General features: G+C 70.4%; 24 protein-coding genes. 17 read left to right on the forward strand and 7 right to left on the reverse strand.

Features of this window, described 5'->3' with window-relative positions:
• Positions 1-152: 152 nt before the first annotated feature.
• A complete protein-coding gene (locus KF708C_RS13025) occupies positions 153-3,011 on the forward strand; it encodes a hypothetical protein (RefSeq protein ID WP_059412094.1) in 2,859 nt (952 codons plus the stop codon).
• Positions 3,012-3,073: 62 nt separating this feature from the next.
• Here the strand turns inward: KF708C_RS13025 and KF708C_RS13030 are convergent, their stop codons facing one another.
• Positions 3,074-4,072, reverse strand: a complete 999-nt coding sequence (locus KF708C_RS13030; protein ID WP_231586468.1) for a TauD/TfdA dioxygenase family protein — start codon at positions 4,070-4,072, stop codon at positions 3,074-3,076.
• A gap of 297 nt (positions 4,073-4,369) precedes the next feature.
• Here KF708C_RS13030 and KF708C_RS13035 point away from each other — a divergent pair, with 297 nt between their 5' ends.
• Positions 4,370-4,834, forward strand: a complete 465-nt coding sequence (locus KF708C_RS13035) for a YbaN family protein (protein WP_059412095.1) — start codon at positions 4,370-4,372, stop codon at positions 4,832-4,834.
• Here the strand turns inward: KF708C_RS13035 and KF708C_RS13040 are convergent.
• Positions 4,831-5,499: a TetR/AcrR family transcriptional regulator gene (locus KF708C_RS13040; protein ID WP_059412096.1), complete on the reverse strand. Its 669-nt coding sequence runs from the start codon at positions 5,497-5,499 to the stop codon at positions 4,831-4,833. The two genes, KF708C_RS13035 and KF708C_RS13040, sit on opposite strands and share 4 nt — an antisense overlap.
• 123 nt (positions 5,500-5,622) lie before the next feature.
• On the opposite strand from KF708C_RS13040, the gene KF708C_RS13045 reads away from it, so the two are divergent.
• The 3 genes from KF708C_RS13045 (at position 5,623) to KF708C_RS13055 (ending at position 8,545) form a co-directional block, all read left to right on the forward strand.
• Positions 5,623-6,639, forward strand: coding sequence for an LLM class flavin-dependent oxidoreductase (locus KF708C_RS13045; protein ID WP_082079537.1), 1,017 nt, complete (start codon positions 5,623-5,625; stop codon positions 6,637-6,639).
• Positions 6,640-6,806: 167 nt separating this feature from the next.
• Positions 6,807-7,769: an aldo/keto reductase gene (locus tag KF708C_RS13050; protein ID WP_059412098.1), complete on the forward strand. Its 963-nt coding sequence runs from the start codon at positions 6,807-6,809 to the stop codon at positions 7,767-7,769.
• 23 nt (positions 7,770-7,792) lie between these two features.
• Entirely contained in the window at positions 7,793-8,545 is a 753-nt protein-coding gene (locus tag KF708C_RS13055; RefSeq protein WP_059412099.1) for a haloacid dehalogenase type II, read from the forward strand.
• Between the two features lie 105 nt (positions 8,546-8,650).
• Here the strand turns inward: KF708C_RS13055 and KF708C_RS13060 are convergent, their stop codons facing one another.
• Entirely contained in the window at positions 8,651-9,403 is a 753-nt protein-coding gene (locus KF708C_RS13060) for an FkbM family methyltransferase (RefSeq protein WP_059412100.1), read from the reverse strand.
• A gap of 231 nt (positions 9,404-9,634) precedes the next feature.
• Between KF708C_RS13060 and KF708C_RS13065 the strand changes: the two genes are divergently transcribed.
• The 12 genes from KF708C_RS13065 (at position 9,635) to KF708C_RS13120 (ending at position 21,901) form a co-directional block, all read left to right on the forward strand.
• Positions 9,635-11,692 (forward strand): sigma-54-dependent Fis family transcriptional regulator, encoded by a 2,058-nt coding sequence (locus KF708C_RS13065; RefSeq protein WP_059412101.1) that lies wholly within the window; start codon positions 9,635-9,637, stop codon positions 11,690-11,692.
• A 202-nt stretch (positions 11,693-11,894) separates the two neighbouring features.
• A complete protein-coding gene (locus tag KF708C_RS13070; RefSeq protein ID WP_059412102.1) occupies positions 11,895-13,007 on the forward strand; it encodes an ATP-NAD kinase family protein in 1,113 nt (370 codons plus the stop codon).
• Between the two features lie 11 nt (positions 13,008-13,018).
• Entirely contained in the window at positions 13,019-14,014 is a 996-nt protein-coding gene (locus tag KF708C_RS13075) for a thiamine pyrophosphate-dependent dehydrogenase E1 component subunit alpha (RefSeq protein ID WP_020202479.1), read from the forward strand.
• 49 nt (positions 14,015-14,063) lie between these two features.
• Positions 14,064-15,080 carry an alpha-ketoacid dehydrogenase subunit beta gene (locus tag KF708C_RS13080; protein ID WP_059412103.1) on the forward strand — a complete coding sequence of 339 codons (1,017 nt, stop codon included), beginning with the start codon at positions 14,064-14,066 and terminating at the stop codon, positions 15,078-15,080.
• Entirely contained in the window at positions 15,080-16,186 is a 1,107-nt protein-coding gene (locus KF708C_RS13085) for an acetoin dehydrogenase dihydrolipoyllysine-residue acetyltransferase subunit (protein ID WP_059412104.1), read from the forward strand. The genes KF708C_RS13080 and KF708C_RS13085 overlap by 1 nt, the downstream gene beginning before the upstream one ends.
• Before the next feature lie 151 nt (positions 16,187-16,337).
• Entirely contained in the window at positions 16,338-17,663 is a 1,326-nt protein-coding gene (gene yjjJ / locus KF708C_RS13090; protein WP_063923002.1) for a type II toxin-antitoxin system HipA family toxin YjjJ, read from the forward strand.
• An 81-nt stretch (positions 17,664-17,744) separates the two neighbouring features.
• Positions 17,745-18,497 (forward strand): lipoyl protein ligase domain-containing protein, encoded by a 753-nt coding sequence (locus KF708C_RS13095; protein ID WP_020205453.1) that lies wholly within the window; start codon positions 17,745-17,747, stop codon positions 18,495-18,497.
• A 116-nt stretch (positions 18,498-18,613) separates the two neighbouring features.
• Positions 18,614-19,765, forward strand: a complete 1,152-nt coding sequence (locus KF708C_RS13100) for a CaiB/BaiF CoA transferase family protein (RefSeq protein WP_020423930.1) — start codon at positions 18,614-18,616, stop codon at positions 19,763-19,765.
• Positions 19,766-20,168: 403 nt separating this feature from the next.
• Positions 20,169-20,462 carry a hypothetical protein gene (locus KF708C_RS13105; RefSeq protein WP_020205451.1) on the forward strand — a complete coding sequence of 98 codons (294 nt, stop codon included), beginning with the start codon at positions 20,169-20,171 and terminating at the stop codon, positions 20,460-20,462.
• Positions 20,463-20,611: 149 nt separating this feature from the next.
• Positions 20,612-20,851 carry an AbrB/MazE/SpoVT family DNA-binding domain-containing protein gene (locus KF708C_RS13110; protein WP_029044135.1) on the forward strand — a complete coding sequence of 80 codons (240 nt, stop codon included), beginning with the start codon at positions 20,612-20,614 and terminating at the stop codon, positions 20,849-20,851.
• Complete coding sequence (locus tag KF708C_RS13115; RefSeq protein ID WP_020205449.1) at positions 20,832-21,248, forward strand: PIN domain-containing protein; 417 nt, start codon at positions 20,832-20,834, stop codon at positions 21,246-21,248. Before KF708C_RS13110 ends, KF708C_RS13115 begins: the two co-directional genes overlap by 20 nt.
• A 329-nt stretch (positions 21,249-21,577) precedes the next feature.
• Positions 21,578-21,901, forward strand: a complete 324-nt coding sequence (locus tag KF708C_RS13120; protein WP_020205448.1) for an XRE family transcriptional regulator — start codon at positions 21,578-21,580, stop codon at positions 21,899-21,901.
• A gap of 72 nt (positions 21,902-21,973) precedes the next feature.
• Here KF708C_RS13120 and KF708C_RS13125 read toward each other — a convergent pair whose 3' ends face one another.
• The 4 genes from KF708C_RS13125 to lpdA all read right to left on the reverse strand — a co-directional run bounded on the left by KF708C_RS13125 (position 21,974) and on the right by lpdA (position 26,720).
• A complete protein-coding gene (locus tag KF708C_RS13125; protein WP_020205447.1) occupies positions 21,974-22,810 on the reverse strand; it encodes a shikimate dehydrogenase family protein in 837 nt (278 codons plus the stop codon).
• A gap of 95 nt (positions 22,811-22,905) precedes the next feature.
• On the reverse strand, positions 22,906-24,354 hold the full coding sequence (gene gabD / locus KF708C_RS13130) for an NADP-dependent succinate-semialdehyde dehydrogenase (protein ID WP_059412106.1): 1,449 nt from the start codon (positions 24,352-24,354) through the stop codon (positions 22,906-22,908).
• A gap of 216 nt (positions 24,355-24,570) precedes the next feature.
• Entirely contained in the window at positions 24,571-25,311 is a 741-nt protein-coding gene (locus KF708C_RS13135) for an SDR family NAD(P)-dependent oxidoreductase (RefSeq protein WP_059412107.1), read from the reverse strand.
• A 29-nt stretch (positions 25,312-25,340) separates the two neighbouring features.
• The gene (lpdA, locus tag KF708C_RS13140) at positions 25,341-26,720 is read right to left on the reverse strand and encodes a dihydrolipoyl dehydrogenase (RefSeq protein WP_059412289.1); all 1,380 of its coding nucleotides are present in this window, start codon (positions 26,718-26,720) and stop codon (positions 25,341-25,343) included.
• Positions 26,721-26,730: the final 10 nt, after the last annotated feature.

Genomic DNA, 26,730 nt, shown 5'->3' on the forward strand with positions numbered 1-26,730 from the left:
GAAGCGGCGCGCTGTACCGCATCACGCTTTCATGCTGTCTTGGGCCGCTTCATGCCGCCCCGCGCCGGCGCGGGCGGCCCGCCCGGCACTTCGCGCCGCCACCCGCCGTGGCGCCGCCTATACTTGGGCGGACATCTGCGAGGGAGAGCCGCATGCCTGCCGAAGACCAGCCTTCCGGAGATGAACCCGCCCGCATCGCGCGGCGCCGCCGGCAGCTCGGCATTCCCCGGCGCGCGCGCGACGGCGAGGGCAACTGGGCGCTGGCGCTGTCGGGCGGCGGCATCCGCAGCGCCACCTTCTGCCTGGGCGTGATGCAGGCGCTGGCCAAGGCGCCGCCGCCGCAACTGGCCGGGCGGGCGCCGCCGCCCGGCGCCGCGCCCGCCGACGTACAGGAAGGCGACGGCCCCGACGCCATCGCGCCGGCCCCCGCGCCGGCCACCGCCGCGCTGCTCGGCCAGTTCGACTACCTCTCCACCGTCAGCGGCGGCGGCTACCTCGGCGCCTTCTTCTGCAGCCTGTTCGTGCCCGGGCGCCTGAAGCCCGGCACCAGCGCCGCCGAGGCCGCGGCGCTGGCCTACCGCACGCTGGAGCAGGAGCCGCCCGGGCGCATCCGTTCCTCGGTGTCCTATGCCGCCGAGCCCGGCCGCGCGGCGGTGGCGTGGCTGCGCGAGAACGGGCGCTACCTGACCCCGTCCGGCGGCGGCGATTCGCTCTACGCGGCCGCGCTGGTGGTGCGCAACTGGTTCGCCATGCAGTACGTGATCGGCAGCGCGTTGCTGTTGCTGCTGGCGGTGCTGGCCCTGCTGCGCCATCTTGCCGTGGGCTGCTGGATCGGCCTGGGCCGGCACCAGATGGACCTGCTGCACGACGCGCGCCAGGTGTTCAACGAAGGCGGCATGGCGATCTGGTGGAGCGAGCTGCTGTGGCTGCCGCTGGCGGCGCTGCTGCTGCTGGCGGTGCCGCCCGCGGTGGCGTACTGGCTGGTCTACCCGCGCGCCGGCGAGGCGCAGCCGGCGCTGCGCTTCGACAGCCTCGCCACGCGGCTGGCCGCGCTGGCGGGCGCGGCGATGCTGGGGCTGGCGGCGTGGCTGCACTGGCTCGGGCCGGGCCTCGTGGTGTCCTGCCTGCTGCTCGGCGCGGGCGTGCTGTGCTGGCTCGGCGTGGCCTGCTGCTTCGTCCTGTGCCGCGAGCCGCCCGCCACGGTGCAGGCCTACCGCGTGCGCGCCACGCGCGCGCTGAGCGGCGCGGTCGGCATCGTGCTGTGGCTGGCGGCGCTGGGCGTGGCGGACACCGTGGCGCGCACGTTCTACCTGTACACGCAGTCCAGCGGCCATCCGTGGGGCGCGCTCGGCCCGGCCGGCGCGCTCGGCGCCCTGGTCTGGCTGGTGCGCTACGGCGCCGGCATGCTCGACGGCAAGGGCGAGGGCGGCGCGGGCAAGGGCGGCATCGTGGCCGCGCTGGCGCGCCTGCCGGTGTCGCTGCTGGCCGGCAGCGCCGCCGCCGTGCTGGCGCTGCTGGTGTTCGTGCTGTGGTCGTGGCTGGTGCTGTGGGTGCGCTGGAACGGCGCCGAGCCGGTCGACTGGCTGGTGTTCGGCAATGCCTACACCACGCCCGTGCTGGGCACGCTGAGCGCGCTGGCGCTCGGGCTCACGCTGATCGCCGGGCGCTTCGCCGGTTTCCTCAATCTGTCCACGCTGCAGCAGTTCTACTCGGCGCGGCTCACGCGCGCCTACCTGGGCGGCTCCAACGGTCAGCGCTTCGCGCCGCCCGCCGGCGCCGGGTCCGCCGCGCGGCAGCACGCCGCGCAGCGCGCGCGCCTGAGCGTGGCCGAGCCGGCCGAGGGCGACGCGCTGAGCCTCAACGCCTACTACGATCCCGCCATGCTGGCGCCGCTGCACCTGATCAACGTCACGCTCAACCTGACCGTGGACCCGGCCGAGCAACTGGTGCAGCGCGACCGCAAGGGCAAGCCGCTGTGCATCGCGCCGGGGCCGTTCACGCTGCCGCCCACCGCCGCGCGCGGGCTGCCGCCCGATGCCTTCGTGCGCTTCACCGTGGACGGCCAGCGCTTCTTTCCGGAGACGCACAAGGCTGGCGGCAGCGAGCTGGCGCAGTCGCGCACGCTGGGCGACTGGATCGCCACCTCGGGCGCGGCCATCTCCACCGGCCTGGGGCGCTCCACCACGCTCGGCACCTCGCTGCTGCTGGGGCTGGCCAACCTGCGCCTGGGCACGTGGTGGCCGTCCTATCCGCTCGATGCCGGCAGCGCGCCGCGCGCCGGCGGCGCCGAGCGCGACCGCGTGCAGGCCGACCGGCCCGGCAGGCCGTGGCTGGGCGCGTGCATTTCGCTGTTCCGCACGCAGTACTACCTGGCGTGCGAGTTGAGCGCGCGCTTCCACGGCACCCACCGCGGCTGGCAATACCTGTCCGACGGCGGCCACTTCGAGAACACCGCGGTCTACGAGCTGCTGCGCCCGGAGCGCCGGGTGTCGCTGATCGTGCTGTGCGATTGCGGGGCGGACCCGCGCTACCAGTTCGGCGACCTCGCCAACCTGATCCGGCTGGCGCGCATCGACCTGGGGCTGGAGATCGTGGTCGATGGTGCCGCCGCCGAGGACCCGCTGCTCGGCGGCGTGTTCGGCACGCCCGCGGATTTCCCGCCGCAGGCGCGCGGCGCGGGCAGCAACGAAGCTGGCGACAAAACCGGCGACAAAACCGGTGACAAGTGTGCGCTGCTGCTCAACGTCTATCGCGCCGGCGAGCCCGCCGCCGCGCGCAGCCCGGTCGCGCGCATCGTGCTGCTCAAGCCGTGCCCGCTCGCCGGCGCGCCGGCCGACGTGCGGCAATACGGCGCCAGCCATCCGGCCTTCCCGCAGGAGCCCACCAGCGACCAGTTCTTCGACGAGGCGCAGTGGGAGAGCTACCGCGAGCTCGGCTTCGTCATCGGCCAGCGCGTGTTCGGCGGCGGCGCGGCGGGCGACGCGGTGGCGCGGGCGCTATGGGCTCGCTGATGGCGCGCTGAGGCCCTGCGCTTGTCTGTGGCGGCTGTCGGCCCGATGCCGGCGCCGCCGCGCTACGAAGCCGCACCGTGCGCGGCCAGCACCGGGTCGCCCTCGAGCGCGCTGGAGGGGCGGCCGTCCACGCCCACCGGCACGTCGCCCACCAGCGTGATGCGGTAGAGCTGGCGGTCGAAATCGAGGTCGAAGATGTCGGCCGGCGCCAGGTGCGCGGTGGCGCGGTTGTCCCAGAACGCGATGCTGCCCGGCTCCCACTTGAAGCGCACCGTGTATTCCGGGCGCACCACGTGTTCCCACAGCAGCTCCAGCAGTTGCTGGCTCTCGCGCGGCGCGAAGCCGGACAGCGACTTGAGGAAGCTCGGGCTGACGTAGAGCGCGTGCTCGCCGGTCTCGGGGTGCACGCGCACCAGCGGATGCTCGCTGACCAGCGAGCGGCTCTTGACCGCGCGCTCGAACTCGCCGGTAGCGCTGGCGCCGGCCGGCGCGGTGAAGCGGTGCACGCCGCGCAGGCCGTCCACGATGCGGCGCAGCGGCTCGGACAGGCCCTGGTAGGCGGCCACGAGGTTGGTCCACTGCGTGTCGCCGCCATAGGGCGGGATCACCACGCCGCGCAGGATGGAGGCGGCCGGCGGGTTGACCGCCGCGGTCACGTCGGTGTGCCAGCCGGTCCACGGGCGCTGGATCGCCTGGCCCTCGAAGCGGTTGGCCTTGCGGTGCTTGCTGATCGAGTACAGCTCGGGAAAGCCGTCCACGTGGCCGAACACGGGATGCCCGACGGTGAGCTCGCCGAACTGCCGGGCAAAGGCGATGTGCTGCTCGTGCGACAGGTGCTGGTCGCGGAAGAACACCACCTTCCACTTCAGCAGCGCGGCGCGGATCGCCGCCACCTGTGCCGGCGGCAGCGGCGCGCGCAGGTCCACGCCGTCGATGCGCGCGCCGATGTGCGCGGAAAGCGGGTGCACGGTGAGCGGTTGTCCGGCGGCGTGCCGGCGCGCGGCGTCCGCGGTGGTATCGGTCACGGCGGCGGTCACAGCGGCGGTCGCGGCGACGGTCATGGCGAGGCTCCTTGGCAAGGGAAGAGGGCGGCGCCTGCCGCCAAAGCGCTACCATATGCCGTGCCGCGCGGCGTGCTCAACGAAGGAATTCGGCTTTGCATATGCGCGCAAGCCGCATCGCCGCCGGGGTCGCGCGGGCCACGCCTTGCCGCGCGGCGCGGCGGCGCGGACAATGGCACGCACACCGCCAGCCGAACCGAGAGAAGCCATTCCATGCCACCTGCCGTTGCCGCCCTCACGCACGGGGCCGCGCGCCTTGCCGCAGCGCGGCGCGGTTTGCCGCCGAGGTGAACCGCCGTGGATGACGCCAAAGCCGGCCCGCGCGACGCCGTGCCGCCCCGGGCCCGCGCCGCGGCGCAGGTCGACGACGCCCCGCTGCGCTTGGCGCGCACGCGCGCGGCGCGCGCGCTGCTGACCGCGCTGGCGCTGACCAGCCTGGGCGTGGCCATCCTCGGCCTGTTCATTCCGGGGCTGCCGAGCACGGAATTCGTGCTGCTGGCCGCGTGGGCCGCGGCCAAGGGCTCGCCGCGGCTGCACGCATGGCTGCTCGGCCACCGCGTGTTCGGCCCCATGCTCTACAACTGGCATCACGGCCGCATGGTCAGCCGCCGCGCCAAGTGGAGCGCCACGGCGGCGATGACGGTGTGCGCCGGCGTGCTGCTGTACGGCATGCACCGGCCCTGGCTGGCCTATGCCGCGATCGCGTGCATGGCCTGCGTGCTGGCGTGGCTGTGGCGCCGGCCGGAGCCGCCGGCTTCCTAAACCCTCTGCGGCGCCTTTGTTCTGGCCGCTTTGGCAGGCCTTGCGGGCGGCGCCGGCCAGGCCAGCATCGCCATCTCCGCCAGCCCTTCCAGCGCGGCGCGCGTGGCGCCGTCGCGCGCCTGCATCGACATGCCCTGCATCACCGCGTTGAAGAAGCGCGCCAGCGCCGCCGCGTCGGCGCCCGCGGGCAGCTCGCCCGCGGCGATGCCGGCCTCGATGCGCGCCTGCATGGCCTGTTCCTTTTCCCGGCGGCGCAGGCGCAGCGTGTCCTCGATGTAGGCGCAGTCCGCCGAGCAGCTGGTGCCGCTCATCAGGAAGCAGCCGGCCGGGCTGCCCTTGGCGCTGAACAGCGCGGCCGCGCCGGCCAGCAGGTCGCGCACCGCGTCGCGCGCGCTGCCGCCGGCTTCCAGCGGGCCGTACAGCAGCGCGCCGTGGGTCTCGGCGTAGCGGTCCACGGCTTCGTAGAACAATTGCTCCTTGCTGCCGAAGGCGGCGTACAGGCTGGGGGCGGTGATCGCCATCGCCTCGGTGAGCGCAGCGACCGAGGTGGACTCGTAGCCGTGGCGCCAGAACAGCGCCAGGGCCTGGCCCAGCGCCGCGTCGCGATCGAATTGCCGGGGTCGTCCGCGGCCCGCGCCGGAAACACTCTTTTTCATAGTGGTCATTATATTTTTCCGTTGCCAGTCGCACCAGCCTGTGATTAATATAGCGATCGTTCAATAAATCGTCGAGCCGGCCGCAGTCCGTCGCCCCCATCGACGTTCCGCATCTACGCCATGAGTGCCGCCATGATCCCCTACTCCCTGCTTGACCTGTCGCCCATCGTGGAAGGCGGCGATGCCGGCCAGGCCATGCGCAACACGCTTGCGCTCGCGCAGCACGCCGAGCGCCTCGGCTACCGCCGCTTCTGGCTGGCCGAGCACCACAACATGCCCGGCATCGCCAGCGCCGCCACCGCGGTGCTGATCGGCCACGTCGCCAACGGCACTTCCACCATCCGCGTGGGCTCGGGCGGCATCATGCTGCCCAATCACTCGCCGCTGGTGGTGGCCGAGCAGTTCGGCACGCTCGAGGCGCTGTTCCCGGGCCGCATCGACCTCGGCCTGGGCCGCGCGCCCGGCACCGACCAGTCCACCGCCCGCGCGCTGCGCCGCAGCGCCACGCAGGACACCGCCGACGCCTTCCCGCAGGACGTCGAAGAACTGCAGGCGTATTTCGACACGCCGCGCCCCGGCCAGCGCCTGCGCGCGGTGCCCGGCGCGGGCCTGAAGGTGCCGCTGTGGCTGCTCGGCTCCAGCCTGTTCAGCGCGCAGCTGGCCGCGGCGATGGGCCTGCCGTTCGCGTTCGCTTCGCACTTCGCGCCGGGCTTCATGCGCCAGGCGGTCGATCTGTACCGGCAGACCTTCCGCCCGTCCGAGCAACTGGACCGCCCGCACGTCATGCTCGGCCTGAACGTGTTCGCGGCGGATACCGAGGTGCAGGCGCGCCGCCTGTTCAGCTCGCTGCAGCAGCAGTTCCTGGCGCTGGTGCGCGGCGCGCCCGGCCCGATCCGTCCGCCCGTGGACGACATCGAGACGCTGTGGAGCGAGACCGAGGCCACCCATATCCGCCGCTCGCTGGCCTGCTCGGTGGTGGGCGACGCGGCCGGCGTGCGCGCCGGCCTGCAGCGTTTCGTCGACGACCTGCGCCCGGACGAGCTGATGCTGACCGCGCAGATCTACGACCACGAAGCTCGCCTGCGCTCGTTCGAGATCGCCGCGCAGGCCATGCGCGACCTCGCGCCCGCCGCGCGCACCGCGCTTTGAGTTTGCGCGGCTGACGCACGGAAGGGGCCGCCGCGGACCCCGCCAGCAAGCTTTCCGTTCCCTGCCTACAATGTGCTTTTCGCCGCGCCGGCCACCGGCGCGGCACCCTGCCGCCGACGGGCCGGCCTGACGGGGGCACATCGCATGCAACTCGCGGAGCAAAACGGATGACCTCAAGCATCACCAAGCGCAAACTGGGCAGGTCCGGGCTGGAAGTCTCGCCCCTGGCATTCGGCGGCAACGTGTTCGGCTGGAGTGCCGACGAGGCCACCTCCTTCAAGCTGCTCGATGCCTTCGTCGGCGCCGGGCTCAATTTCGTCGACACCGCCGACGTCTATTCCCGCTGGGTGCCCGGCAACCGGGGCGGCGAATCCGAGACCATCATCGGCAAGTGGTTCAAGCGCAGCGGCAAGCGCGCCGAGGTGGTGCTGGCGACCAAGGTCGGCATCGAGATGGGCGAAGGCAGCAAGGGCCTGTCGCGCGCGTACATCGAGCGCGCCGTCGATGCCTCGCTGCAGCGCCTGCAGACCGACTACATCGATCTCTACCAGTCGCACACCGACGACCAGGACACCCCGCTGGAAGAAACGCTGGACGCCTACGACCGCCTCATCAAGGCCGGCAAGGTGCGCGCCATCGGCGCCTCCAACTACGGCGCCGCGCGCCTGGCCGAAGCGCTGGCGACCAGCGCCCGCCTCGGCCTGCCGCGCTACGAGAGCCTGCAGCCGAACTACAATCTCTACACCCGCGCGGCATACGAGAGCGAGCTGGAACCGCTGGTGCTGCGCGAAGGGCTGGGCGTGCTCAACTACTACGCGCTGGCCAGCGGCTTCCTGAGCGGCAAGTACCGCTCCGAGGCCGACCTCGACAAGAGCAGCGCGCGCGGGCAGGCCGTCAAGGCCTACCTGAACGCGCGCGGCCTGGGCATCCTGGCCGCGCTCGACGAAGTGGCGGCACGCCGCGGCGCCAATCCGACGCAGGTCGCGCTGGCGTGGCTGATCGCGCGGCCGAGCATCACCTCGCCCATCGCCAGCGCCACTTCGGTGGCGCAGCTGGACGACCTGATCGCCGCCACGCGCCTGCAGCTCGGCGCCGACGACATCGCCCTGCTCGACAAGGTCAGCGCCTGAGCGCGGCCGCAACGGGAGCAGACATGGACAGCAATAACGGCCAGGCGGCGGACGCCGGCAAGCACGGCCTCGGCGAAGTGAAGGCGCTGGTGTTCGACGTGTTCGGCACCGTGGTCGACTGGCGCAGCAGCGTCAGCGCCGACCTCGCCGCCTTCGGCAAGCACAAGGGCATCGAGGCGGACTGGGTGGCGTTCGCCGACGCCTGGCGCGCCGGCTACGTGCCCGGCATGGACCGCGTGCGCGAAGGCGCGCGGCCCTGGGCCAACATCGACGTGCTGCACCGCGAGCGGCTCGACGTGCTGCTCGACGAGTTCGGCATCCAGGGCCTGGACGAGGCCGAGAAGGACTACCTCAACCGCGCCTGGCACCGGCTCTCGGGCTGGCCCGACACCGTGCCCGGGCTCACGCGCCTGAAGCAGCGCTACATCCTGAGCACGTTCTCCAACGGCAGCGTGCCGTGCCTGATCGACACGGCCCGGCACGCCGGCCTGCCGTGGGACGCGATCTACAGCGCCGACGTGGTGCGCCACTTCAAGCCCGATCCGCGCATCTACCGCGGCGTGATCGGCTTTCTCGGCCTGCATCCGCACGAGGTGATGCTGGTGGCGGCGCACAACGGCGACCTGCGCCACGGGCGCTCGCACGGCATGCGCACGGCCTACGTCAACCGGCCCACGGAATACGGGCCGAACCAGTCCAAGGACCGCGCCGCCGAGTCCGACTGGGACGTGGTGGCCGGCAGCATGACGGAACTGGCCGACCGGCTCGGCTGCTGAAGCCGGCGCGCGCGCGGATGTGCGGGCGGATGCGCGGATGCGCCCGCCCGTTCCGCGCCGCCGGCGCGCGCTTGCGCGGCGCCCGCACTTCGCGGCCCGGGAACGCTAGAACCGGATGACTTCCCCGTGGGCCGGATGCTGGGCAAAGCTGTCGCAGCCCCAGTGGAAGACCTCGTAGCCCAGCGCCTCCACCCACGCGATCAGTGCTTCCCTGCGCTCGGCGAACCACGCGAATTTCCACGTCTCGAAGACGAGCGGCGGATAGTGGTTGCGCCTGAGCAGTTCCCGGGCGCCTTGCAGCACCTGGAGCTCCATGCCTTCGACGTCGATCTTGATCAGGCGGATATCGGTGTACTCGCCCTGGTCCAGCGTCGCCACGGGAATCCGCTCGACCGCCACGCCTTGCGGGCTGCGGCGATGGAAAGCGTTGAATTCCGCGTCGAAGCTGTAGCTGCCGATGTTGTTGTGGCTCGGGTAGTCCGGGATCTGCGCCTCGATTTCGCCGGGTCGGTCGGACAGCGCGAGATGGTAGGTGTTGATGTTGGAAAGGGAATTCAGCGCGATCGATCCGCCCAGGCAATAGAGCGCGAGCCGCTGCGCGTCGAAGCATTCGAAGCGGTGCAGCGGATACTGCCGCGCCAGCGGCAGCACGAAGGTGCCGATGTTGCAGCCGACGTCGAGAATGGTGCCGGGCAACTGGTTGCGCAGCAGCTTTTCGAAGAACGGGCGCAGCCATGTTTCGAAGCCACCGGTCTTCCTCAGTTCGTTCGAGATCAGGTCCGGCCCCTGGAAAACGATGTAGCGGGTGCCGTCGAGTGCGCTGGTGATGACTTCGGTCGGGGGGAACAGGATCGGCATGGGCCGGCGTGGGCGAGTGGGAGGCCTCGAAGTTAAGGCGAAACCCGAGCCGTGGACATTGGACGGATACGAAAATTGCTGCGCCGCACGCATGGGCCTGCCCGCGCACATCGCATGAAGAGGTTTGCCCAAGCCGCTCCCGGTCGGATACATTAGGATTCCCGGCCGCCCGTCATCCAGAGGCACGCAGAGCCGGACGGCGCCACGCCGGGAGACGACAAGGAGACGACGATGGACCTGCGGCAACGCGAGCACATCGACACGGTAGTCCAGCTCACCACGCACGCCGGCGCGCCGTTGCCGCGCCTGCCGCGCGCGCCCGAGACCATCATCCAGAATTCCTGGCGGCGCTGCGTGCACCAGTACGGGCTCGACCCCGCGCGCATGCAGCAGGCCCGCATCCTGCCGCAGACGCGGCTGCGCGAGCACCAGCAGCGCATCGACGATTTCACCCGCATCGCCCGCCACGGCCTGCAGACGCTCTACGGCCAGGTGGCCGGCATGGGCTACGTGGTGCTGCTCACCGACGCGCAGGGCGTGACCGTGGACTACCTCGGCGACGCCAATGCCGACGCGCGCCTGCGCCGCGCCGGCCTGTACCTGGGCGCGCAGTGGAGCGAAGCCGGCGCCGGCACCTGCGCGGTGGGCACCGCGCTGGCCACCGGGCAGGCGCTGACGGTGCACCAGGCCGACCATTTCGACGCCACCCACATCCCGCTGACCTGCACCGCCGCGCCGCTGTTCGACTCGCACGGCAGCCTCTGCGCCATCCTCGACATCTCCGCGCTGACCTCGCCGCAGGCCAAGGACAGCCAGGGGCTGGCGCTGCAGATGGTGCGCATCTACGCCAGCCACATCGAGAACGCCAGTTTCCTGCGCAGCCACCGCGAGGACTGGATCCTCAAGCTCGACGCGGCGCCGGAATTCGTCGACGTGAACCCGGAATACCTGCTCGCGCTCGACGCCGCCGGCCGCGTGAGCGGCCACAACCGGCGCGCGCAGCAGATGCTGGAGGCCGAGCTTGGCGCGGGCGGCGGCGTATCGAGCGTATCGAACGTATCGGGCGCGCCGGTGCTGGGCATGGCCTTCGAGGCGCTGTTCGACGCCCGCCTGGACGAGCTCGGCCGCTTCGTCCATTCGCGCCCGAGCGAGCAGCGCGCGCTGGCGCTGTCGCGCAGCGGCAGGCGGCTCTACCTGAGCGTGATGCCGCCGGCGCCGCGCTGGCAGCCGGCCGTGGTGGCGCGCGCCGCGCCGCTGCAGGCGCCGCTGGCGGCCCTGTGCGGCGGCGATGCCGCGCTGCAGCAGCAATTGCAGCGCGCCGCCAGGCTGGTGGATTCGCCGATCAACCTGCTGATCAACGGCGAGACCGGCAGCGGCAAGGAATACCTCGCCAAGGCGCTGCACCAGGCCAGCGCGCGCCGCGGCGGGCCGTTCGTGGCGGTCAACTGCGCGGCGATTCCCGAGACGCTGATCGAGAGCGAACTGTTCGGCCACCTGCCCAACAGCTTCTCCGGCGCCGGCCCGCGCGCCAAGCGCGGCCTGATCCAGGAAGCGGACGGCGGCACGCTGTTCCTCGACGAAATCGGCGACATGCCGCGCGAACTGCAATCGCGCCTGCTGCGCGTGCTGGCCGAAGGCGAGGTGCTGGCCATCGGCGCGTCGCGGCCGGTGCCGGTCAACGTGCGCGTGATTTCCGCCACGCACCATCCGCTGGATCAACTGGTGAGCAGCGGGCGCTTCCGCGAAGACCTGTACTACCGCCTCAACGGCGCGCGCCTCGTGCTGCCGCCGCTGCGCGAGCGCACCGACCTGGACTGGCTGATCGGCAAGATGCTCGGCGCTGGCGCCGCCGCCGTCAGCCTGTCGCCGGCGGCGCGCGCGCGCCTGCATGCGCATGCGTGGCCCGGCAACCTGCGCGAACTGCGCAACGCGCTCGAATACGCGCGCGCGGTCTGCACCGGCGGCCATGTCGAAGTGGAAGACCTGCCCGAAGGCATCGGCGCCGCACCGCGGCAACCGGGCTTGCTGGCGCCCGCGCTGCCGCCGGCCGGCGCGGCGGCGCCAGCGGTCCAGCCGGCGCCGGTCGCCGGCCCCGGTCCGCACTCTGATCCACACTTCGATCCGCACCAGCTTCCGCCCGAAGGCATGCTGCTGATGCAGTACCTGCGCGCGGCGGGCTGGAACCTCAGCGCGGTGGCGCGCCAGATCGGCGTGAGCCGCATGACGCTGTACCGTCGCATGGCGCGTTATGGCATCGCCTCGCCCAACCAGCGCGACGCGCCGCACTGACTGCGCGACAGGTGTCGCGCGGCTTGACACCTGATGCTGTGACACCTGTCACAGCGCGGCCCCGGCTGTCTCGCCGGTAGCCGTTTTTTCTGCGGGTAATCCCGCGCTTTTTCCGCGCTTTTGCTGCCTTGCCTGCGTGTGCGCCGGGTGGCACGCCCATTGCGATATGCCTGCCACAAGATAAAACGGCAGGAGACCAGGCATGGGTGAGCAGACGCTGGCCGCGCGGCCGCTGGTGGGCATCATCGCCAATCCGATCTCGGCGCGCGACATCCGCCGCGTGATCGCCAACGCCAATACGCTGCAGCTGGCCGACCGCGTCAACATCGTGCTGCGCCTGCTGGCCGCGCTCGCCGCCTGCGGCGTGGGCCGCGTGCTGATGATGCCGGACCGCGAAGGCATGCGCGTGCTGCTGGCGCGCCACCTGACGCGCCGCCAGGGGCCGGACGCCGCGCTGCCCGAAGTGGCCTACCTCGACATGCCCGTCACCGCGCGCGTGGACGACACCTTCCTGGCCGCGCGCATGATGCGCGAGGCGGGCGTGGCCGCCATCATCGTGCTCGGCGGCGACGGCACCCATCGCGCGGTGGTGCGCGAATGCGGCCGCGTGCCGATTGCCGGCATCTCCACCGGCACCAACAACGCCTATCCCGAAATGCGCGAGGCCACCATCACCGGCCTCGCCACCGGCCTGTTCGCCAGCGGGCGCATTCCCGCCGCGCAGGCGCTGGCCGCCAACAAGCGGCTCGACGTCCGCATCGCCGGCGAACACGAAGTGCGCCACGACATCGCCCTGGTGGACGCGGTGATCTCGCACGAGCATTTCATCGGCGCGCGCGCGTTGTGGAAGACCGAGACGCTCGGCGCCGTGTACCTCGCCTTCGCCGATCCGCAGGCCATCGGCCTGTCCGCCATCGGCGGGCTGCTCGAGCCGGTCGGGCGCCACGAGCCCGGCGGCCTCGCCATCGAGCTCGCCGCCGCCGGCGAGGGCCGCTTCGACCTGCGCGCGCCGATCGCGCCCGGGCTGCTCAGCGCCGTGCCCATCGCCGGCTGGGAGCGCCTCGCCGACGGCGTGCCGCACCGCGTGCGCCAGCGCAGCGGCATCGTCGCGCTGGACGGCGAGCGCGAGCTGGTGTTCGGCGCGCGCGACGAAGTCACCGTGACGCTGCGCGAGCGCGCCTTCCTCAGCCTCGACGTGGCCGCCTGCATGCGCTACGCCGCTGCCGCCGGGCTGATGCGCTGCGGGCGCGCGCCGCCGCCCGCTTCCTGCCCGCCAACGCTTGCCGAGAGCCTTACCGCCACCACAAAACCATGAAGGAGACAGCCATGACCACCCCAGCCAGCCAGAACACCTTGCCGCTCGGCAAGGAAGACCTGCTCGCCGTGTACCGCCGCATGCGCACCATCCGCGATTTCGAGGAGCGCCTGCACGTGGACTTCGGCCGCGGCGACATTCCCGGCTTCGTCCATCTCTACGCCGGCGAGGAAGCCGCCGGCGTCGGCATCCTGCATCACCTCGGCGACGGCGACCGCATCGCCAGCACGCACCGCGGCCACGGCCACTGCATCGCCAAGGGCGTGGATCCGGCGGCGATGATGAAGGAGATCTACGGCCGCAAGGGCGGCTCGTGCAACGGCAAGGGCGGCTCCATGCATATCGCCGACCTGTCCAAGGGCATGATGGGCGCCAACGGCATTCTCGGCGCGGGCGCGCCGCTGGTCTGCGGCGCCGCGCTGGCCGCTAAGTTCCGCGGCAAGGGCGAGGTCGGCATCACGTTCGCCGGCGACGGCGCCTCCAACCAGGGCACCTTCCTCGAAAGCCTGAATCTGGCCGCCGTGTGGAACCTGCCGGTGATTTTCGTCATCGAGAACAACGGCTACGCCGAGTCCACCGCGCGCGAGTACGGCACCGCCGTGGACAGCTACGTCGACCGCGCCGCCGGCTTCGGCATTCCCGGCGTGACCGTGGACGGCACCGACTTCTTCGCCGTGCACGAGGCCGCCGGCGAAGTCATCAAACGTGCCCGCGAAGGCGGCGGCCCCGCGCTGCTCGAATGCAAGATGGTGCGCTTCTACGGCCATTTCGAGGGCGACGCGCAGACCTACCGCGCCAGCGGCGAGCTCGACGACATCCGCGCCAACAAGGACTGCCTGAAGAAATTCGCCGCCACCGTGACGCAGGCCGGCGTGATCGCCCCCGAAGAACTGAAGGCTATCGACGAGCAGGTCGCCGCGCTGATCGAGGACGCCGTGCAGCAGGCCAAGGCCGCGCCGTTCCCCACCGCCGCCGACCTGCTCACCGACGTCTACGTCAGCTACTGAGCGCATCGCAGACCGGACCGCACGAACAGCACAGACAGGAGACCACACCATGTCCCGCAAACTCAGCATGAAGCTGGCGATCAACGAAGCGATCGACCAGGAAATGACCCGTGACCCGAGCGTGATCATGCTCGGCGAGGATATCGTCGGCGGCGCCGGCGCGGACGGCGAGAAGGACGCCTGGGGCGGCGTGCTCGGCGTCACCAAGGGCCTCTACGCCAAGCACGGCGACCGCCTGCTCGACACGCCGCTGTCCGAGTCCGCCTACGTCGGCGCGGCCATCGGCGCGGCGGCCTGCGGCATGCGCCCCATCGCCGAGCTGATGTTCATCGACTTCATGGGCGTGTGCTTCGACCAGATCTTCAACCAGGCCGCCAAGTTCCGCTACATGTTCGGCGGCAAGGCCGAGACGCCGGTGGTGATCCGCGCGATGGTCGGCGCGGGCTTTCGCGCGGCGGCCCAGCACAGCCAGATGCTCACGCCGCTGTTCACGCACATCCCGGGGCTCAAGGTGGTGTGCCCGTCCACGCCCTACGACACCAAGGGCCTGCTGATCCAGGCCATCCGCGACAACGACCCCGTCATCTTCTGCGAGCACAAGAACCTGTACGGCTTCGAAGGCGAGGTGCCGGAGAACTCGTACGCGATTCCGTTCGGCGAGGCCAATATCGTGCGCGACGGCAAGGATGTTTCGATCGTCACCTATGGCCTGATGGTGCACCGCGCGCTGGAAGCCGCCGCCACGCTGGCCAAGGAAGGCATCGAGGCCGAGGTGGTGGACCTGCGCAGCCTGTCGCCGCTGGACATCGACACCGTGCTGGAGACCGTGGAAAACACCGGCCGCCTGGTGGTGGTGGACGAAGCCAGCCCGCGCTGCAACATCGCCACCGACATCGCCGCGCAGGTCGCGCAGCGGGCTTTCGGCGCGCTCAAGGCCGGCATCGAGATGGTGTGCCCGCCGCACACGCCGGTGCCGTTCTCGCCCGCGCTGGAAGACCTCTACATCCCCAGCGCGGCGCAGATCGCCGAGGCCGCGCGCAAGACCGTGAAGGGAGGAGAACACTGATGGCCGAGATCACCCCGATCGTCATGCCCAAATGGGGCCTGTCGATGAAAGAAGGCACCATCAACGACTGGCTGGTGGAAGAGGGCGCGCAGATCACCGTGGGCATGCCCATCCTCGACGTGGAAACCGACAAGATCGCCAACGCCGTGGAAGCGCCCGACGCCGGCACGCTGCGCCGCAAGGTCGCCGCCGTGGGCGACGTGCTGCCGGTCAAGGCGCTGCTCGGCGTGCTGGCCCCGCCCGAGGTCAGCGACGCCGAGATCGACGCCTACGTGGCCGCCTACGAAACCCCGGCCGCCGACGAAGACGACGCCGAAGCGGGCGCCGCCGCGTACCAGTTCATCGACATCGACGGCATCCGCGTGCGCTACGCCAGGCGTGGCGAAGGCGCCGAGACCGTGCTGTTCCTGCACGGCTTCGGCGGCGACCTCGACAACTGGCTGTTCAACCTCGACGCGCTGGCCGAGACGCACACCGTGGTCGCGCTGGACCTGCCCGCGCACGGCCAGTCCACGCCCAGGCTGCCCGGCACCACGCTGGCCGCGCTGGCCGGTTTCGTTGCGCAGTTCATGGACGCGCTCGACATCGGCCAGGCGCATCTGGTCGGCCACTCGATGGGCGGCGGCGTGGCCGCGCAACTGGCCGTGGACGCGCCGCAGCGCGTGCGCTCGCTGGCGCTGGTCTCGCCGGTCGGCCTCGGCGACGAGATCAACAACGGCTACACCGAAGGCTTCGTCAACGCGCAATCGCGGCGCGACCTCAAGCCGGTGATCGAACTGCTGTTCGCCGACACCGGCCTGGTCAGCCGCCAGATGCTGGACGACCTGCTCAAGTACAAGCGCCTCGACGGCGTGACCGAGGCCCTGGCCAGCCTCGGCGCCAGCCTGTTCGGCGGCGGCCGGCAGACCGAACAGCCGGGCCGCAAACTCGGCGATAAGCCGGTGCTGGTGGTGTGGGGTGCGCAGGACCGCGTCATTCCGCCGGCCCATGCGCAGAACGCGCCGGCCGGAGCCACCGTCAAGGTGTTCGACGACGCCGGGCATATGAGCCAGATGGAGCGGGCTGGCGAGTTCAATGCGTTGTTGCGGGCGCATTTGGGAGGGTGAAGAGGGGGGTGAAGAGGGCCGTGGAACGTGAAAGGCACTTTTTTATCTATTCAATATCTATTCATATTCCACGGAAAAGATTGGAGAAGACGTTGCTAAGCGATTGATATACAATCATTTTCTCGTACATCGATCCATTCAGTATCTATTCATGTCTGCCCACATCACCGCGCTGCTCGACGCGCTTGGCAGGGGCCCCGCCAACGCGGGGTACCTGTGCGAGCGGCTGGGGATTAGCCAGCCTACGTTGTCGCGCCGCATCGCGGCCGCGAGCGACCGTGTGCTGCGCATCGGCAAGGCCAAGGCCGCGCAGTATCTGGCGCGCCGCAGCGTGGCGGGGCAGGCCCAGCTGGCGTTGTACCGTGTCACGGCCGCCGGCAGGCTGGAGCAATGGGGCGAACTGTTGCCGGTCCATCCGGGCTTTGTCGTGCGCGAGGCGGGCCAGCCCGATCGCCACTTCGAAGGCCTGCCGTGGTGGCTGCAGGACATGCGCCCGCAGGGCTTTCTAGGCCGGCACTGGGCGCGCCAGCGCGCCGCCGGGCTCGGCCTGCCCGACGACCCGCGGAACTGGACCGACGACCACGTGCTGGTCGCGCTGGCGGCGGGGCAGCATGACGTGACCGGCAACCTGCTGCTGGGCGACCTGAGCCGCGACGCCTGGCTCGCGCAACGGCCGGAAGGCATCGCCGCCGGCGAGCGCGCGCAACGCTTTCCGGAACTGGCGGCGCGCTCGATGGCGGGCGAGCGGATCGGCTCCAGCGCCGGCGGCGAGCAGCCGAAGTTCGCGGTCCAGGTGGACGGGCGGGATGTGCTGGTCAAGTTCAGCGCCGCGCAGGACAGCGCGATCAGCCAGCGCTGGCGGGATCTGCTGCTGGCCGAGCACCTCGCCCTGCGGCACCTGGCCGGGCACGGCTTGCCCGCGGCGCAGAGCGAATTGCTGGATGTCGGCGGCCAGCGCTTTTTGCAGGTCGCCCGCTTCGACCGCACCGAGCAGGGCGGCCGGCGCGGCGTGGTGTCGCTGGACGCGCTGGACGCGGAGTTCGTCGGATGCGGCAGCAGTGCGTGGCCGGCCGTGACGGACGCGCTGTTCGCGCAGGGCGTGATCACGCAGCAAGCACATCATGATGCCGGCCGGCTCTATGCCTTCGGCCGGCTGATCGGCAACACGGACATGCATTTCGGCAACCTGGCCTTCCTGCATGACGGCGCGCTGCCGTTTCCGCTGACGCCGACCTACGACATGCTGCCGATGGGCCTGCGGCCCCACGACAGCGGCGCCATGCGCGACGACCTCGACCCGCTCACGCCGCCCGCGCAGCCGCCGGTCGCGGTCTGGCACGAGATGCTGCCGCTGGCCCGCGCTTACTGGCAGCGGCTTGCCGGCCATCCGCTGGCCAGCGCGGGATTCGCCGCGATTGCCGGCCGGCAGCAGGCATGGCTGGATGACGTCGGCCAGCAACTCGAACGGCTGGCCTGAAGGCAAGTCACCACTCGGGCGAGGGCGAGGTGGTATTGAACAGCGGTATCCGTGCAACGTCACCACACTACGGCGCAACCCATGCCCTTCACCCCCTTCACCCCCGACCCAACCGACCCCGATCCCCTCCACGCCGAGCACGCCATGCTCGAGCAGGCCGCCGCCGGCCGCTGGCTGTCGCACCTGTGGCAGGCGCCGGTGTCGCTGGTGGTGCCGCGCAGCTACCTGCGCCATGCGCAACTGGAAGCCGCGCGCCGTGACTTCGCCGCGCGCGGCTGTCCGGTATGGCTGCGGTTGTCCGGCGGCGGGCTGGTGCCGCAGGGCCCGGGCATCCTCAACCTGAGCCTGGCCTACCCGGTGCGCGGCGGCGCGGGCACGCACGCGGAACGCGTCTACCTGCACCTGTGCGAAGTGCTGGCCGGCGCGCTGGCCGAGCTTGGGTTGCGCACGCACTGGCAGGCCGTGGATGGCTCTTTCTGTGACGGCCGCTTCAATCTCGCGTGGGGGCCGCAGACGGACGCGCGCAAGATCGCCGGCACGGCGCAATACTGGCGCCGGGCGGCCGGCGCCGCCGATGCCGCGCTGCACGTGGTGCTGGCCCACGCCGTGCTGCTGGTGGCGGCGGAGCCGGAGGAGATCAACCGGCGCGCCAACGATTTCGAGGCCGCCATCGGCAGCGGCCGCCGCTACCGCGCCGACAAGGTGGTGAGCGTGGCTGGCGCGCTGGCGCGAAGCGGGCAGGCCGTGCCGGCAGCATTGGAGGAGCTCACCGCCAACGCCCTGCGGCGCGCGCTGGCCGCCAACCCGCCCGCCTTCGCGGTGCTTGCAGCGTGAGGCGGGCCGGGATTCGTCGGTATTGACGATTTCCCGCGGCGGCGGCCGTGGCAAACTATCCGGCAAGACGCATCCGGGGATGGGCCCGGCGCAGCGCAGACAACCGGAGACAAGACATGGCGGGACCGTTGGCGGGACTGAAGGTGGTGGAGATGGTCGGGCTCGGCCCGGCGCCGTTCTGCGCGATGATGCTGGCGGACCAGGGCGCCGAGGTGATCCGCGTCGACCGGCCGCGGGCGCCCGGCGCGCCCGCCGCCACCAGCGCCGGCAAGGCCCGCTGCGACGTGACCGCGCGCGGCCGCCGCTCGCTGGCCATCGACCTGCGCAAGCCCGGCGCGGCGCAGACCGTGCTGGACCTGATCGCCCGCGCCGACGTCCTGATCGAAGGCTTCCGCCCCGGCGTGATGGAGCGCCTGGGCCTGGGCCCCGACGCTTGCCTCGCGCGCAACCCCGCGCTGGTGTACGGCCGCATGACCGGCTGGGGCCAGCACGGGCCGCTCGCGCAGGCCGCTGGCCACGACATCAACTACATCGCCATCGCCGGCGCGCTGCACGCCATCGGCCGCCCGGACCGGCCGCCGGCGGTGCCGCTCAACTACATCGGTGACTTTGGCGGCGGCGGCATGCTGCTGGCGTTCGGCGTGATGTGCGCGCTCGCCGAGGCGCGCCAGTCCGGCAAGGGACAGGTGGTGGACGCCGCCATGACCGACGGCACCGCGCTGCTCGGCGCCATGATGTACGGCTTCAAGGCCGGCGGGCGCTGGAGCAACCAGCGCGGCGACAACCTGCTCGACGGCGCCGCGCACTTCTACGACACCTACACCTGCGCCGACGGCAAATACGTGGCCGTGGGCGCCATCGAGCCGCAGTTCTACGCGCTGCTGCGCGAGCGCTGCGGGCTGGACGACCCCGCCTTCGACGCGCAGCTGGACAAGCGCCAGTGGCCCGCGCTCAAGGCCCGCATGGCGCAGATGTTCCTGACCCGCACGCGCGACGAATGGTGCGAACTGCTCGAAGGCAGCGATGCCTGCTTCGCGCCCGTGCTCGACTGGGACGAGGCCACCCGCCACCCGCACAACCGCGCGCGCGAGACCTTCCTGGAAATCGACGGCGTGGTGCAGCCGGCCCCGGCCCCGCGCTTCAGCCGCACGCCGGCTGGCGTGCCGAGCGCGCCGGTGGAACCGGGGGCGGACAGCGGGGCGATTCTGCGGGATTGGGGTGTGGACGCGCAGGCGATTGCCGTGCTGCGTGCCGATGGGGCGATCTGAGGCGACGGGTGCGGCAACAAGGGTTAAAAGTTGTTGCCGATGGGTTTGGGCGCTGCACAGGAATCTATACTGGCCGGGTCGCTGCGATTGTGGCGACCGAGTTGACAGCTCGAACAAGAAGGTGGACGCCCGCCGCAAGGCGGTATGATTGCGTCCGTCGTGCCTTTGCACGCCTATACGGGCGGGCCTGGGCAGGGGAGCCCTCGGGCTCGCCGGCGCCTTCTTGTCGGTCTGTCACCTTGCCTTGCGCCCGCCCACCCCGACTGACAGCGGGGAGCGGGATCGAATCCGCTAAAGAAGGAGGCATGCTCCATGCAACGGTCTTCGCTCGCCCATTCCGGGCAAATTGCAATCTCCATCACCACCCTCCCGCGCGCATCCGTATCGTTCAGGAGGGCGCGCCATGCCTAAACACACCCGCTATGGCATCACCGCCGAACACACCGGCGCCGACCTGTTCGTCACGTCCCACGCGCCATCCGAAACGCCCTTGAGCCTGGCGACAGAGAAAGCAGGTCAGCTTTACGCACTGCTCTGCATGACCGGCGACTATGCCGCGTCAGGCAATGCGTGCGGGGCGTTGAATCAGGAAGTACAAAGCGGAATTTTCTCACTGGCAGCGGGGCTCGCCCATGAGACGCTTGTGCTGAGCGAGCTGGCAGCGCTGCGGGGACAGAAAACGGTTTTAACGGAATAGGACCCGCACCGGCCGCTGATAGTTGAGGCACGGCCCGGCGAGTGTTTGCGCTCGCCGGGCCATCATTGGAGCCATTGCATGCCGTGGAGCCCGACGCATACCAGTCGCTTGGATATACAATGAAAATGTATATCTTCCGGGAGCGTCACATGTTAGTCGCGAAATGGGGCAACAGCCTCGCCGTGCGTCTGCCGTCCAGCGTCGTGGAGGCATTGGAGTTGCGTGAGGGTGACGACATTGAGATCGTCGTCGATGCGCCGCGTACCTTTGCGGTACGCAGGAAGCCGGGCTCTGACGAACTGCTGGCACGTCTGCATCGCTTGCGCGGCAAGTTGCCCGCCGACTTCAAGTTCAGCCGGGACGAGGCCAATGCGCGGGACGAAGAATAAGATTTTTGTCGACAGCAATATCGTGCTCTATCTATTGTCGGCAGACGAGGCGAAGGCCGGTCGGTCAGAGGCGCTGCTCAAGCTCCGTCCGACGATCAGCGTGCAGGTGCTCAACGAGGTGACCAATGTATGCGCGCGCAAGCTCAAGATGGCGTGGGCTGATATCGGGCAATTCCTGGACGTAGTGAAAGGCCTTTGCGATGTCGTGCCGTTGACGGCGGCAACCCACGATCATGCCCGGCTGGTCGCTGAGTGCCACGGCATATCGTTCTATGACGCCTGCATTGTGGCCGCCGCATCCATCGAAGGCTGCCAGACGCTTTACACCGAGGACATGCATCACGGGCTTGTCATCGAGGGAAGGCTGATGCTCAGGAATCCGTTTGCGGATGCCTAAACACGTTGTTCGTACATCGCGCGCTAGAAAGCCAAAAGCCTGTAACGGATTCGAGGGTTTTGGCCTTTAAAGTGGGCCGCTTACGAAGCGCCTTGCGTGCTCTATGGGCGGACCAAGGCGAGGAGCCTTCGGGCTTGCCGGTCGTCTCTCGCCGGTCTCTCACCCGAGCCTTGTGTCCGCCCTCCCCCTCGAGGGTTGTGGAGGCGGATGCCAGGCAATGCATGCGGCAAGTCGAATTGGAGAGACAAAGCGAATCTCTTTTGCTACCTTCCCTCGCTTCCTGTATTATATATCCGAACAGATATAATTCACGGTTTGAACGGGAGAACATGATGCATCGCAAGCGCCAACTCCAGGGCACCGACAACGTACTGGCAGACCTCGGTTTCGACGACGCCGAAGACCTGTCCGCAAAGGCCGCGCTCGCGTTCAAGTTCAATGCGCTGCTCGACAAGCGGGGCCTGAGCCAGACGGAGGCGGCCGCCATTACCGGCATGACCCAGCCCAAGGTGTCCCAGGTCCGCCGCTACAAGCTCCAGAATATTTCGCTGGAGCGGCTGATGCAGGCGCTGGTGTCGCTCGACCAGCATGTGGAGATCGTGGTGCAGCCCGCGCGTCGCAAGCATGCCGCCGGGATTACCGTCGCGGCCTGAGTGGGAATCCGCAAGGCCGCGCCGGATACCTGCTGAACGGTTCCGGCCGCGGCATTGCATGCCCGTGTCAACTCACCCCGCCGGCCCCAATATCCGCTCAACAAACGCCGCCTCCAGCCCAACCCCCAGGAAGCGCGCAATCTCCACGATCTGCCCATACAGCATCCACTGCCCGTGATGCACCGCGCAGCCTTGCTCGCGCGCGGCCTTGAGCAGGGGTGTGTCGCCGTCGCGCACCACGGCTTCGCAGACCAGCGTGCCGGCGGCGAGCCGGGTTGCGGGGATCGGCAGCGGGTCGGTATCGCGCAGGCCGAGCGCGGTGGCGTTGACCACCACGTCGAAGCCAGCGGGGTCGTCGTCGCCGGCGCGGATGTTCACCGCGGGCAGGATGGCTTTCAGGCTGGCCGCGAGTTCGGCGGCCTTGGCGGCGGAGCGGTTGTGGATGACCAGTTCGGCCGGCTGCTCGCGGGCGATGGCGTAGGCCATCGATTTGCCGGCGCCGCCGGCGCCGAGTTGCAGCACGCGCTTGCCGGCGAGGCGGTGGCCGCGTTCGCGCAGGCCGGCCACGAAGCCGTCGCCGTCGAAGTTGCCGCCGATCCAGTGGCCTTGCGCGCGGTCGAAGCGCATGGCGTTGACGGAGCCGACCAGGCGGGCGGTTTCGGTCAGCGCGCCGCAGGCGGCGACCACGGTTTCCTTGTGGGGGATCGTGACCACGAGGCCGTCGAGGTTCTGCGCGCCGGCCACGCCGGCGAGGAAGGCCGGCAGTTGCGCGGGCTCGACGTGGAAGGGCACGCAGGTCGCGTTCAGGCCCTGGCGGGCGGCGGAGGCGTTGAATAGCTGCGGCGTGCGCACGTGCGCGACGGGCGCGGCGATGATGCCGACAAGGCGGGTATTGCCGTCGATCTGCATGGCGGGTGTGGGAAGGGAAACGGGGAGACGGGAAAAAGGGGAGAAAGCGAGAAAAAGCGGGAGGGACGCGCGCCCTCCCGCCGTGCGCAGCCGGCTTAGATGCCCGCCATGCAGGTGTACTTGATGACGAGGTAATCCTCGATGCCGTAGTGCGAGCCCTCGCGGCCCACGCCCGATTGCTTGACGCCGCCGAACGGCGCGACCTCGTTGGAGATCAGGCCGGTGTTGACGCCGACCATGCCGTACTCCAGCCGCTCGGACACGCGCCATACGCGGCCGAGGTCGCGCGCGTAGAAGTAGCTGGCGAGGCCGAACTCGGTGTCGTTGGCCAGGGCCACCACTTCGTCTTCGGTCTCGAAGCGGAACAGCGGCGCGAGCGGGCCGAAGGTTTCCTCGCGCGCGACCAGCATGTTGGGCTTGACGTCGGCCAGCACGGTGGGCTCGAAGAACGACTGCCCCAGCGCATGGCGCTTGCCGCCTTCCAGCACGCGCGCGCCCTTGGCGAGGGCGTCGGTGATGTGTTCCTCGACCTTGGCCACGGCCTTGCCGTCGATCAGCGGGCCGATGCGCACGCCGTCGTCCATGCCGTCGCCCACCTTGAGCGCGCGCACGGCGGCCACCAGTTTCTCGGCGAAGGCGTCATAGACCTTGCTGTGCACGTACAGGCGGTTGGCGCAGACGCAGGTCTGGCCGGCATTGCGGTACTTGGAGACGATGGCGCCTTCCACCGCGGCGTCGAGGTCGGCGTCGTCGAAGACGATGAAGGGCGCGTTGCCGCCCAGTTCCATCGATACCTTCTTGATGGTGGAGGCGGTCTGCGCCATCAGCGTGCGGCCCACTTCGGTGGAGCCGGTGAAGGTGAGCTTGCGCACCAGCGGGTTGGTGCTGAGCTCGCCGCCGATGGCGCCGGCCGAGCCGGTGATGACCGACAGCACGCCGGCGGGGATGCCGGCGCGCTCGGCCAGCACCGCCATCGCCAGCGCGGTCAGCGGCGTCTGCGAGGCGGGCTTGACCACCATCGTGCAGCCGGCCGCCAGCGCGGGGCCGGCCTTGCGCGTGATCATGGCCGCCGGGAAGTTCCACGGCGTGATGGCCGCGCACACGCCGACCGGCTCCTTGGTGACGACGATGCGCTGGTTGCTGACCGGCGCGGGAATGGTCTCGCCGTAGACGCGCTTGCCTTCCTCGGCGAACCACTCGATGAACGAGGCCGCGTAGGCGATCTCGCCGCGCGCCTCGGCGAACGGCTTGCCCTGCTCGGCGGTCATGATGCGGGCCAGGTCGTCCTGGTTGGCCAGCAGCAGTTCGAACCACTTGCGCAGCAGCGCCGAGCGGTCCTTGGCGGTGCGCGCGCGCCATGCCGGCAGCGCGCGGTTGGCGGCCTCGATGGCCTGGCGCGTTTCATCGGCGCCGAGCTGCGGTACCTGGGCCACGCGCGCGCCGGTGGCGGGGTTGGTGACGTCGATATGACGCTCGCCGTCGATCCAGCGGCCGTCGACATAGCACTGCTGGCGCAGCAGGGAGGGGTCTTGGAGGTTCAGCATGGTCTGGTTCCGTAGCGGTGTTGGGGGGATGGGCGGCGAGCCACAGGCGGCAGATTAGCAGGATGCGCGCGCACGCGCTGGCGCGTGCCGCGGCGTCCGACCGGGAAGTTGTTTCAAAATGAAGCGAAGCGGTCCTGGCTAGGCGTGCGGCCGCAGACAGTACAAGTCGTACGACAAGGCCGCGCAACGACGCCAGGATCTTTTTGAAACGACTTCCTAGCCGGCGATGTACAGGCCGCCGTTGACGTGCAGCACTTCGCCCGTGACGAAGCTGGCCGCGTCGCTGCACAGGAAGCCGATCGCGGTGGCGATCTCGCGCGGTTGGCCGAGGCGCTTGAGCGGGGTCTGCTCGATGGAGTCGGCACCGCGTTTCTGGATCAGCTCGGTGGTCATCGGGGTCTCGATCACGCCGGGCGATACAGCGTTGACGCGCGTGCGCGGCCCGAGTTCCCGCGCCAGGCTGCGCGTGAGGCTGAGCAGGCCGCCCTTGGAGGCCGAATAGTGCGCATTGTAGTAAGCGCCGCGGTGCGCCGCCACCGAGGTCAGGTTGACGATGGCGCTGTTCTCGCGCAGCGCGGGAATGGCGCGGCGCACAAGATAGAACACGCCGTCGAGGTTGATGGACAGCGTCTGGCGCCATTGCGCGTCGCTCATCTGCGCGACCGGCTGCGCCTGGTACAGGCCGGCCGAGGGCACCAGGAAATCGATGCCGCCGAAACGCTCCTGCGCCAGCGCCACGGCGCGCGCGCAGTCGTCGGGGCTGGCGGCGTCCATGCGCAGCGTGGCGATACGTTCGCCGGCGGGGTCGAGTTCGCGCGCGAAGCCGGCCAGGCCGGCTTCGTCCAGGTCGGTCAGCACGAGGTTGGCGCCGTGCGCGAGGAACAGCCGGGCCGTCTCGCGGCCGATGCCGCCATTGGCGCCGGTCAGCAGCAGGGTGCGTTGGTCGAAGTTGTACATGCTTTGTCTCTCCAGGAATGCGGCGCGGCTCAGATATGCAGCGCGCGCCCGTAGGCCGCCAGCACCGCTTCGTGCATGGCCTCGGACATGGTGGGGTGGGGCAGCACGGCGGCCATCAGGTCGGCCTCGGTGGTTTCCAGCGTCTGCGCGATGGCGTAGCCCTGGATCATCTCGGTGACTTCGTCGCCGACCATGTGGGCGCCGAGCAGCTCGCCGCTGCCTTCGTCGAACACCACCTTGACCAGCCCGCCGGTGCTGCCCAGCGCGATGGCCTTGCCGTTGGCGGCGAACGGGAACTTGCCGACCCGGATCTGGTGGCCGCGCGCGCGCGCCTGCGCCTCGGTCAGGCCCACGCTGGCCACCTGCGGATGGCTATAGGTGCAGGCCGGAATGCGAGCGGGGTCGAGCGCGTGCGGCTGCAGCCCGGCGATGTGCTCCACGCAGATCACGCCTTCGTGGCTGGCCTTGTGCGCGAGCCACGGCGGGCCGGCCACGTCGCCGATGGCGTAGAGACCGGGCTCCGCCGTGCGGCCGAACCCGTCGGTGACGATGTGGGTCTTCTCGACCTTGACCGCGGTGTTCTCCAGCCCGATGCCCTCCACGTTGCCGACGATGCCGGCGGCCACCAGCACCACGTCGGCCTCGACTTTCGCGCCATCCGGCTTGCCGCCCTGCAGCGTGACCGTCCAGCCGGCTCCGGTGCGTTCGGCCTGCGCGATGCCGGTGGACGTATGCAGCACGATGCCGTCGCGCGCCAGGCTGCCTGCCACCTGCGCGGAGATGTCGGCGTCTTCCACCGGCAGGATGCGGTCCGCCATTTCGATCACCGTCACGTGCGCGCCGACCGCGTGGTAGAAGCTGGCGAACTCGATGCCGATGGCGCCGGCGCCCACGATCAGCATGCGCCGCGGCAGCGCCGGCGGCGCGAGCGCCTCGCGGTAGCTCCACACGGTCTTGCCGTCGGCGGGCAGCGCGGGCAACTGGCGCGCGCGCGCGCCGGTGGCGAGCACGATGTGCGCGGACGATACCGTGCGCGTCCTGCCATCCGGCGCGGTGATGTCCAGCCGGCCTTTGCCGGCGAGGCGGCCGTGGCCTGTGAGCACGGTCACGCCGTTCTTCTTCATCAGGCCCGTCACGCCCTTGTTGAGCTGCGCGGCCACCGCGCGCGAGCGCGCCACCATCGCGGGCAGGTCGGCGGCCGGCGCCGCCACCTTGATGCCGTAGGCGGCCGCGTCCCGCACCAGCCGCAGCACGTCGGCCGAGCGCAGCAGCGCCTTGGTCGGGATGCAGCCCCAGTTCAGGCAGATGCCGCCCAGTTGCGCCTTCTCCACCAGCGCGGTCTTCATGCCGAGCTGTGCGGCGCGGATGGCGGCCACGTAGCCGCCCGGCCCGCCGCCGACCACGATCATGTCAAACGAG

The organism is Cupriavidus basilensis (assembly GCF_000876015.1).
Classification (GTDB): domain Bacteria; phylum Pseudomonadota; class Gammaproteobacteria; order Burkholderiales; family Burkholderiaceae; genus Cupriavidus; species Cupriavidus basilensis_B.

Excerpts from the sequence above, each read along its gene's own strand:
- KF708C_RS13025 (WP_059412094.1), top strand. The coding sequence starts at position 153 with ATGCCTGCCGAAGACCAGCCTTCCGGAGATGAACCCGCCCGCATCGCG.
- KF708C_RS13030 (WP_231586468.1), bottom strand. The coding sequence starts at position 4,072 with ATGACCGTCGCCGCGACCGCCGCTGTGACCGCCGCCGTGACCGATACC.
- KF708C_RS13040 (WP_059412096.1), bottom strand. The coding sequence starts at position 5,499 with ATGACCACTATGAAAAAGAGTGTTTCCGGCGCGGGCCGCGGACGACCC.
- KF708C_RS13045 (WP_082079537.1), top strand. The coding sequence starts at position 5,623 with ATGATCCCCTACTCCCTGCTTGACCTGTCGCCCATCGTGGAAGGCGGC.
- KF708C_RS13050 (WP_059412098.1), top strand. The coding sequence starts at position 6,807 with ATGACCTCAAGCATCACCAAGCGCAAACTGGGCAGGTCCGGGCTGGAA.
- KF708C_RS13055 (WP_059412099.1), top strand. The coding sequence starts at position 7,793 with ATGGACAGCAATAACGGCCAGGCGGCGGACGCCGGCAAGCACGGCCTC.
- KF708C_RS13060 (WP_059412100.1), bottom strand. The coding sequence starts at position 9,403 with ATGCCGATCCTGTTCCCCCCGACCGAAGTCATCACCAGCGCACTCGAC.
- KF708C_RS13065 (WP_059412101.1), top strand. The coding sequence starts at position 9,635 with ATGGACCTGCGGCAACGCGAGCACATCGACACGGTAGTCCAGCTCACC.
- KF708C_RS13070 (WP_059412102.1), top strand. The coding sequence starts at position 11,895 with ATGGGTGAGCAGACGCTGGCCGCGCGGCCGCTGGTGGGCATCATCGCC.
- KF708C_RS13075 (WP_020202479.1), top strand. The coding sequence starts at position 13,019 with ATGACCACCCCAGCCAGCCAGAACACCTTGCCGCTCGGCAAGGAAGAC.
- KF708C_RS13080 (WP_059412103.1), top strand. The coding sequence starts at position 14,064 with ATGTCCCGCAAACTCAGCATGAAGCTGGCGATCAACGAAGCGATCGAC.
- KF708C_RS13085 (WP_059412104.1), top strand. The coding sequence starts at position 15,080 with ATGGCCGAGATCACCCCGATCGTCATGCCCAAATGGGGCCTGTCGATG.
- yjjJ (WP_063923002.1), top strand. The coding sequence starts at position 16,338 with ATGTCTGCCCACATCACCGCGCTGCTCGACGCGCTTGGCAGGGGCCCC.
- KF708C_RS13095 (WP_020205453.1), top strand. The coding sequence starts at position 17,745 with ATGCCCTTCACCCCCTTCACCCCCGACCCAACCGACCCCGATCCCCTC.
- KF708C_RS13100 (WP_020423930.1), top strand. The coding sequence starts at position 18,614 with ATGGCGGGACCGTTGGCGGGACTGAAGGTGGTGGAGATGGTCGGGCTC.
- KF708C_RS13105 (WP_020205451.1), top strand. The coding sequence starts at position 20,169 with ATGCCTAAACACACCCGCTATGGCATCACCGCCGAACACACCGGCGCC.
- KF708C_RS13110 (WP_029044135.1), top strand. The coding sequence starts at position 20,612 with ATGTTAGTCGCGAAATGGGGCAACAGCCTCGCCGTGCGTCTGCCGTCC.
- KF708C_RS13115 (WP_020205449.1), top strand. The coding sequence starts at position 20,832 with ATGCGCGGGACGAAGAATAAGATTTTTGTCGACAGCAATATCGTGCTC.
- KF708C_RS13120 (WP_020205448.1), top strand. The coding sequence starts at position 21,578 with ATGATGCATCGCAAGCGCCAACTCCAGGGCACCGACAACGTACTGGCA.
- KF708C_RS13125 (WP_020205447.1), bottom strand. The coding sequence starts at position 22,810 with ATGCAGATCGACGGCAATACCCGCCTTGTCGGCATCATCGCCGCGCCC.
- gabD (WP_059412106.1), bottom strand. The coding sequence starts at position 24,354 with ATGCTGAACCTCCAAGACCCCTCCCTGCTGCGCCAGCAGTGCTATGTC.
- KF708C_RS13135 (WP_059412107.1), bottom strand. The coding sequence starts at position 25,311 with ATGTACAACTTCGACCAACGCACCCTGCTGCTGACCGGCGCCAATGGC.
- lpdA (WP_059412289.1), bottom strand. The coding sequence starts at position 26,720 with ATGATCGTGGTCGGCGGCGGGCCGGGCGGCTACGTGGCCGCCATCCGC.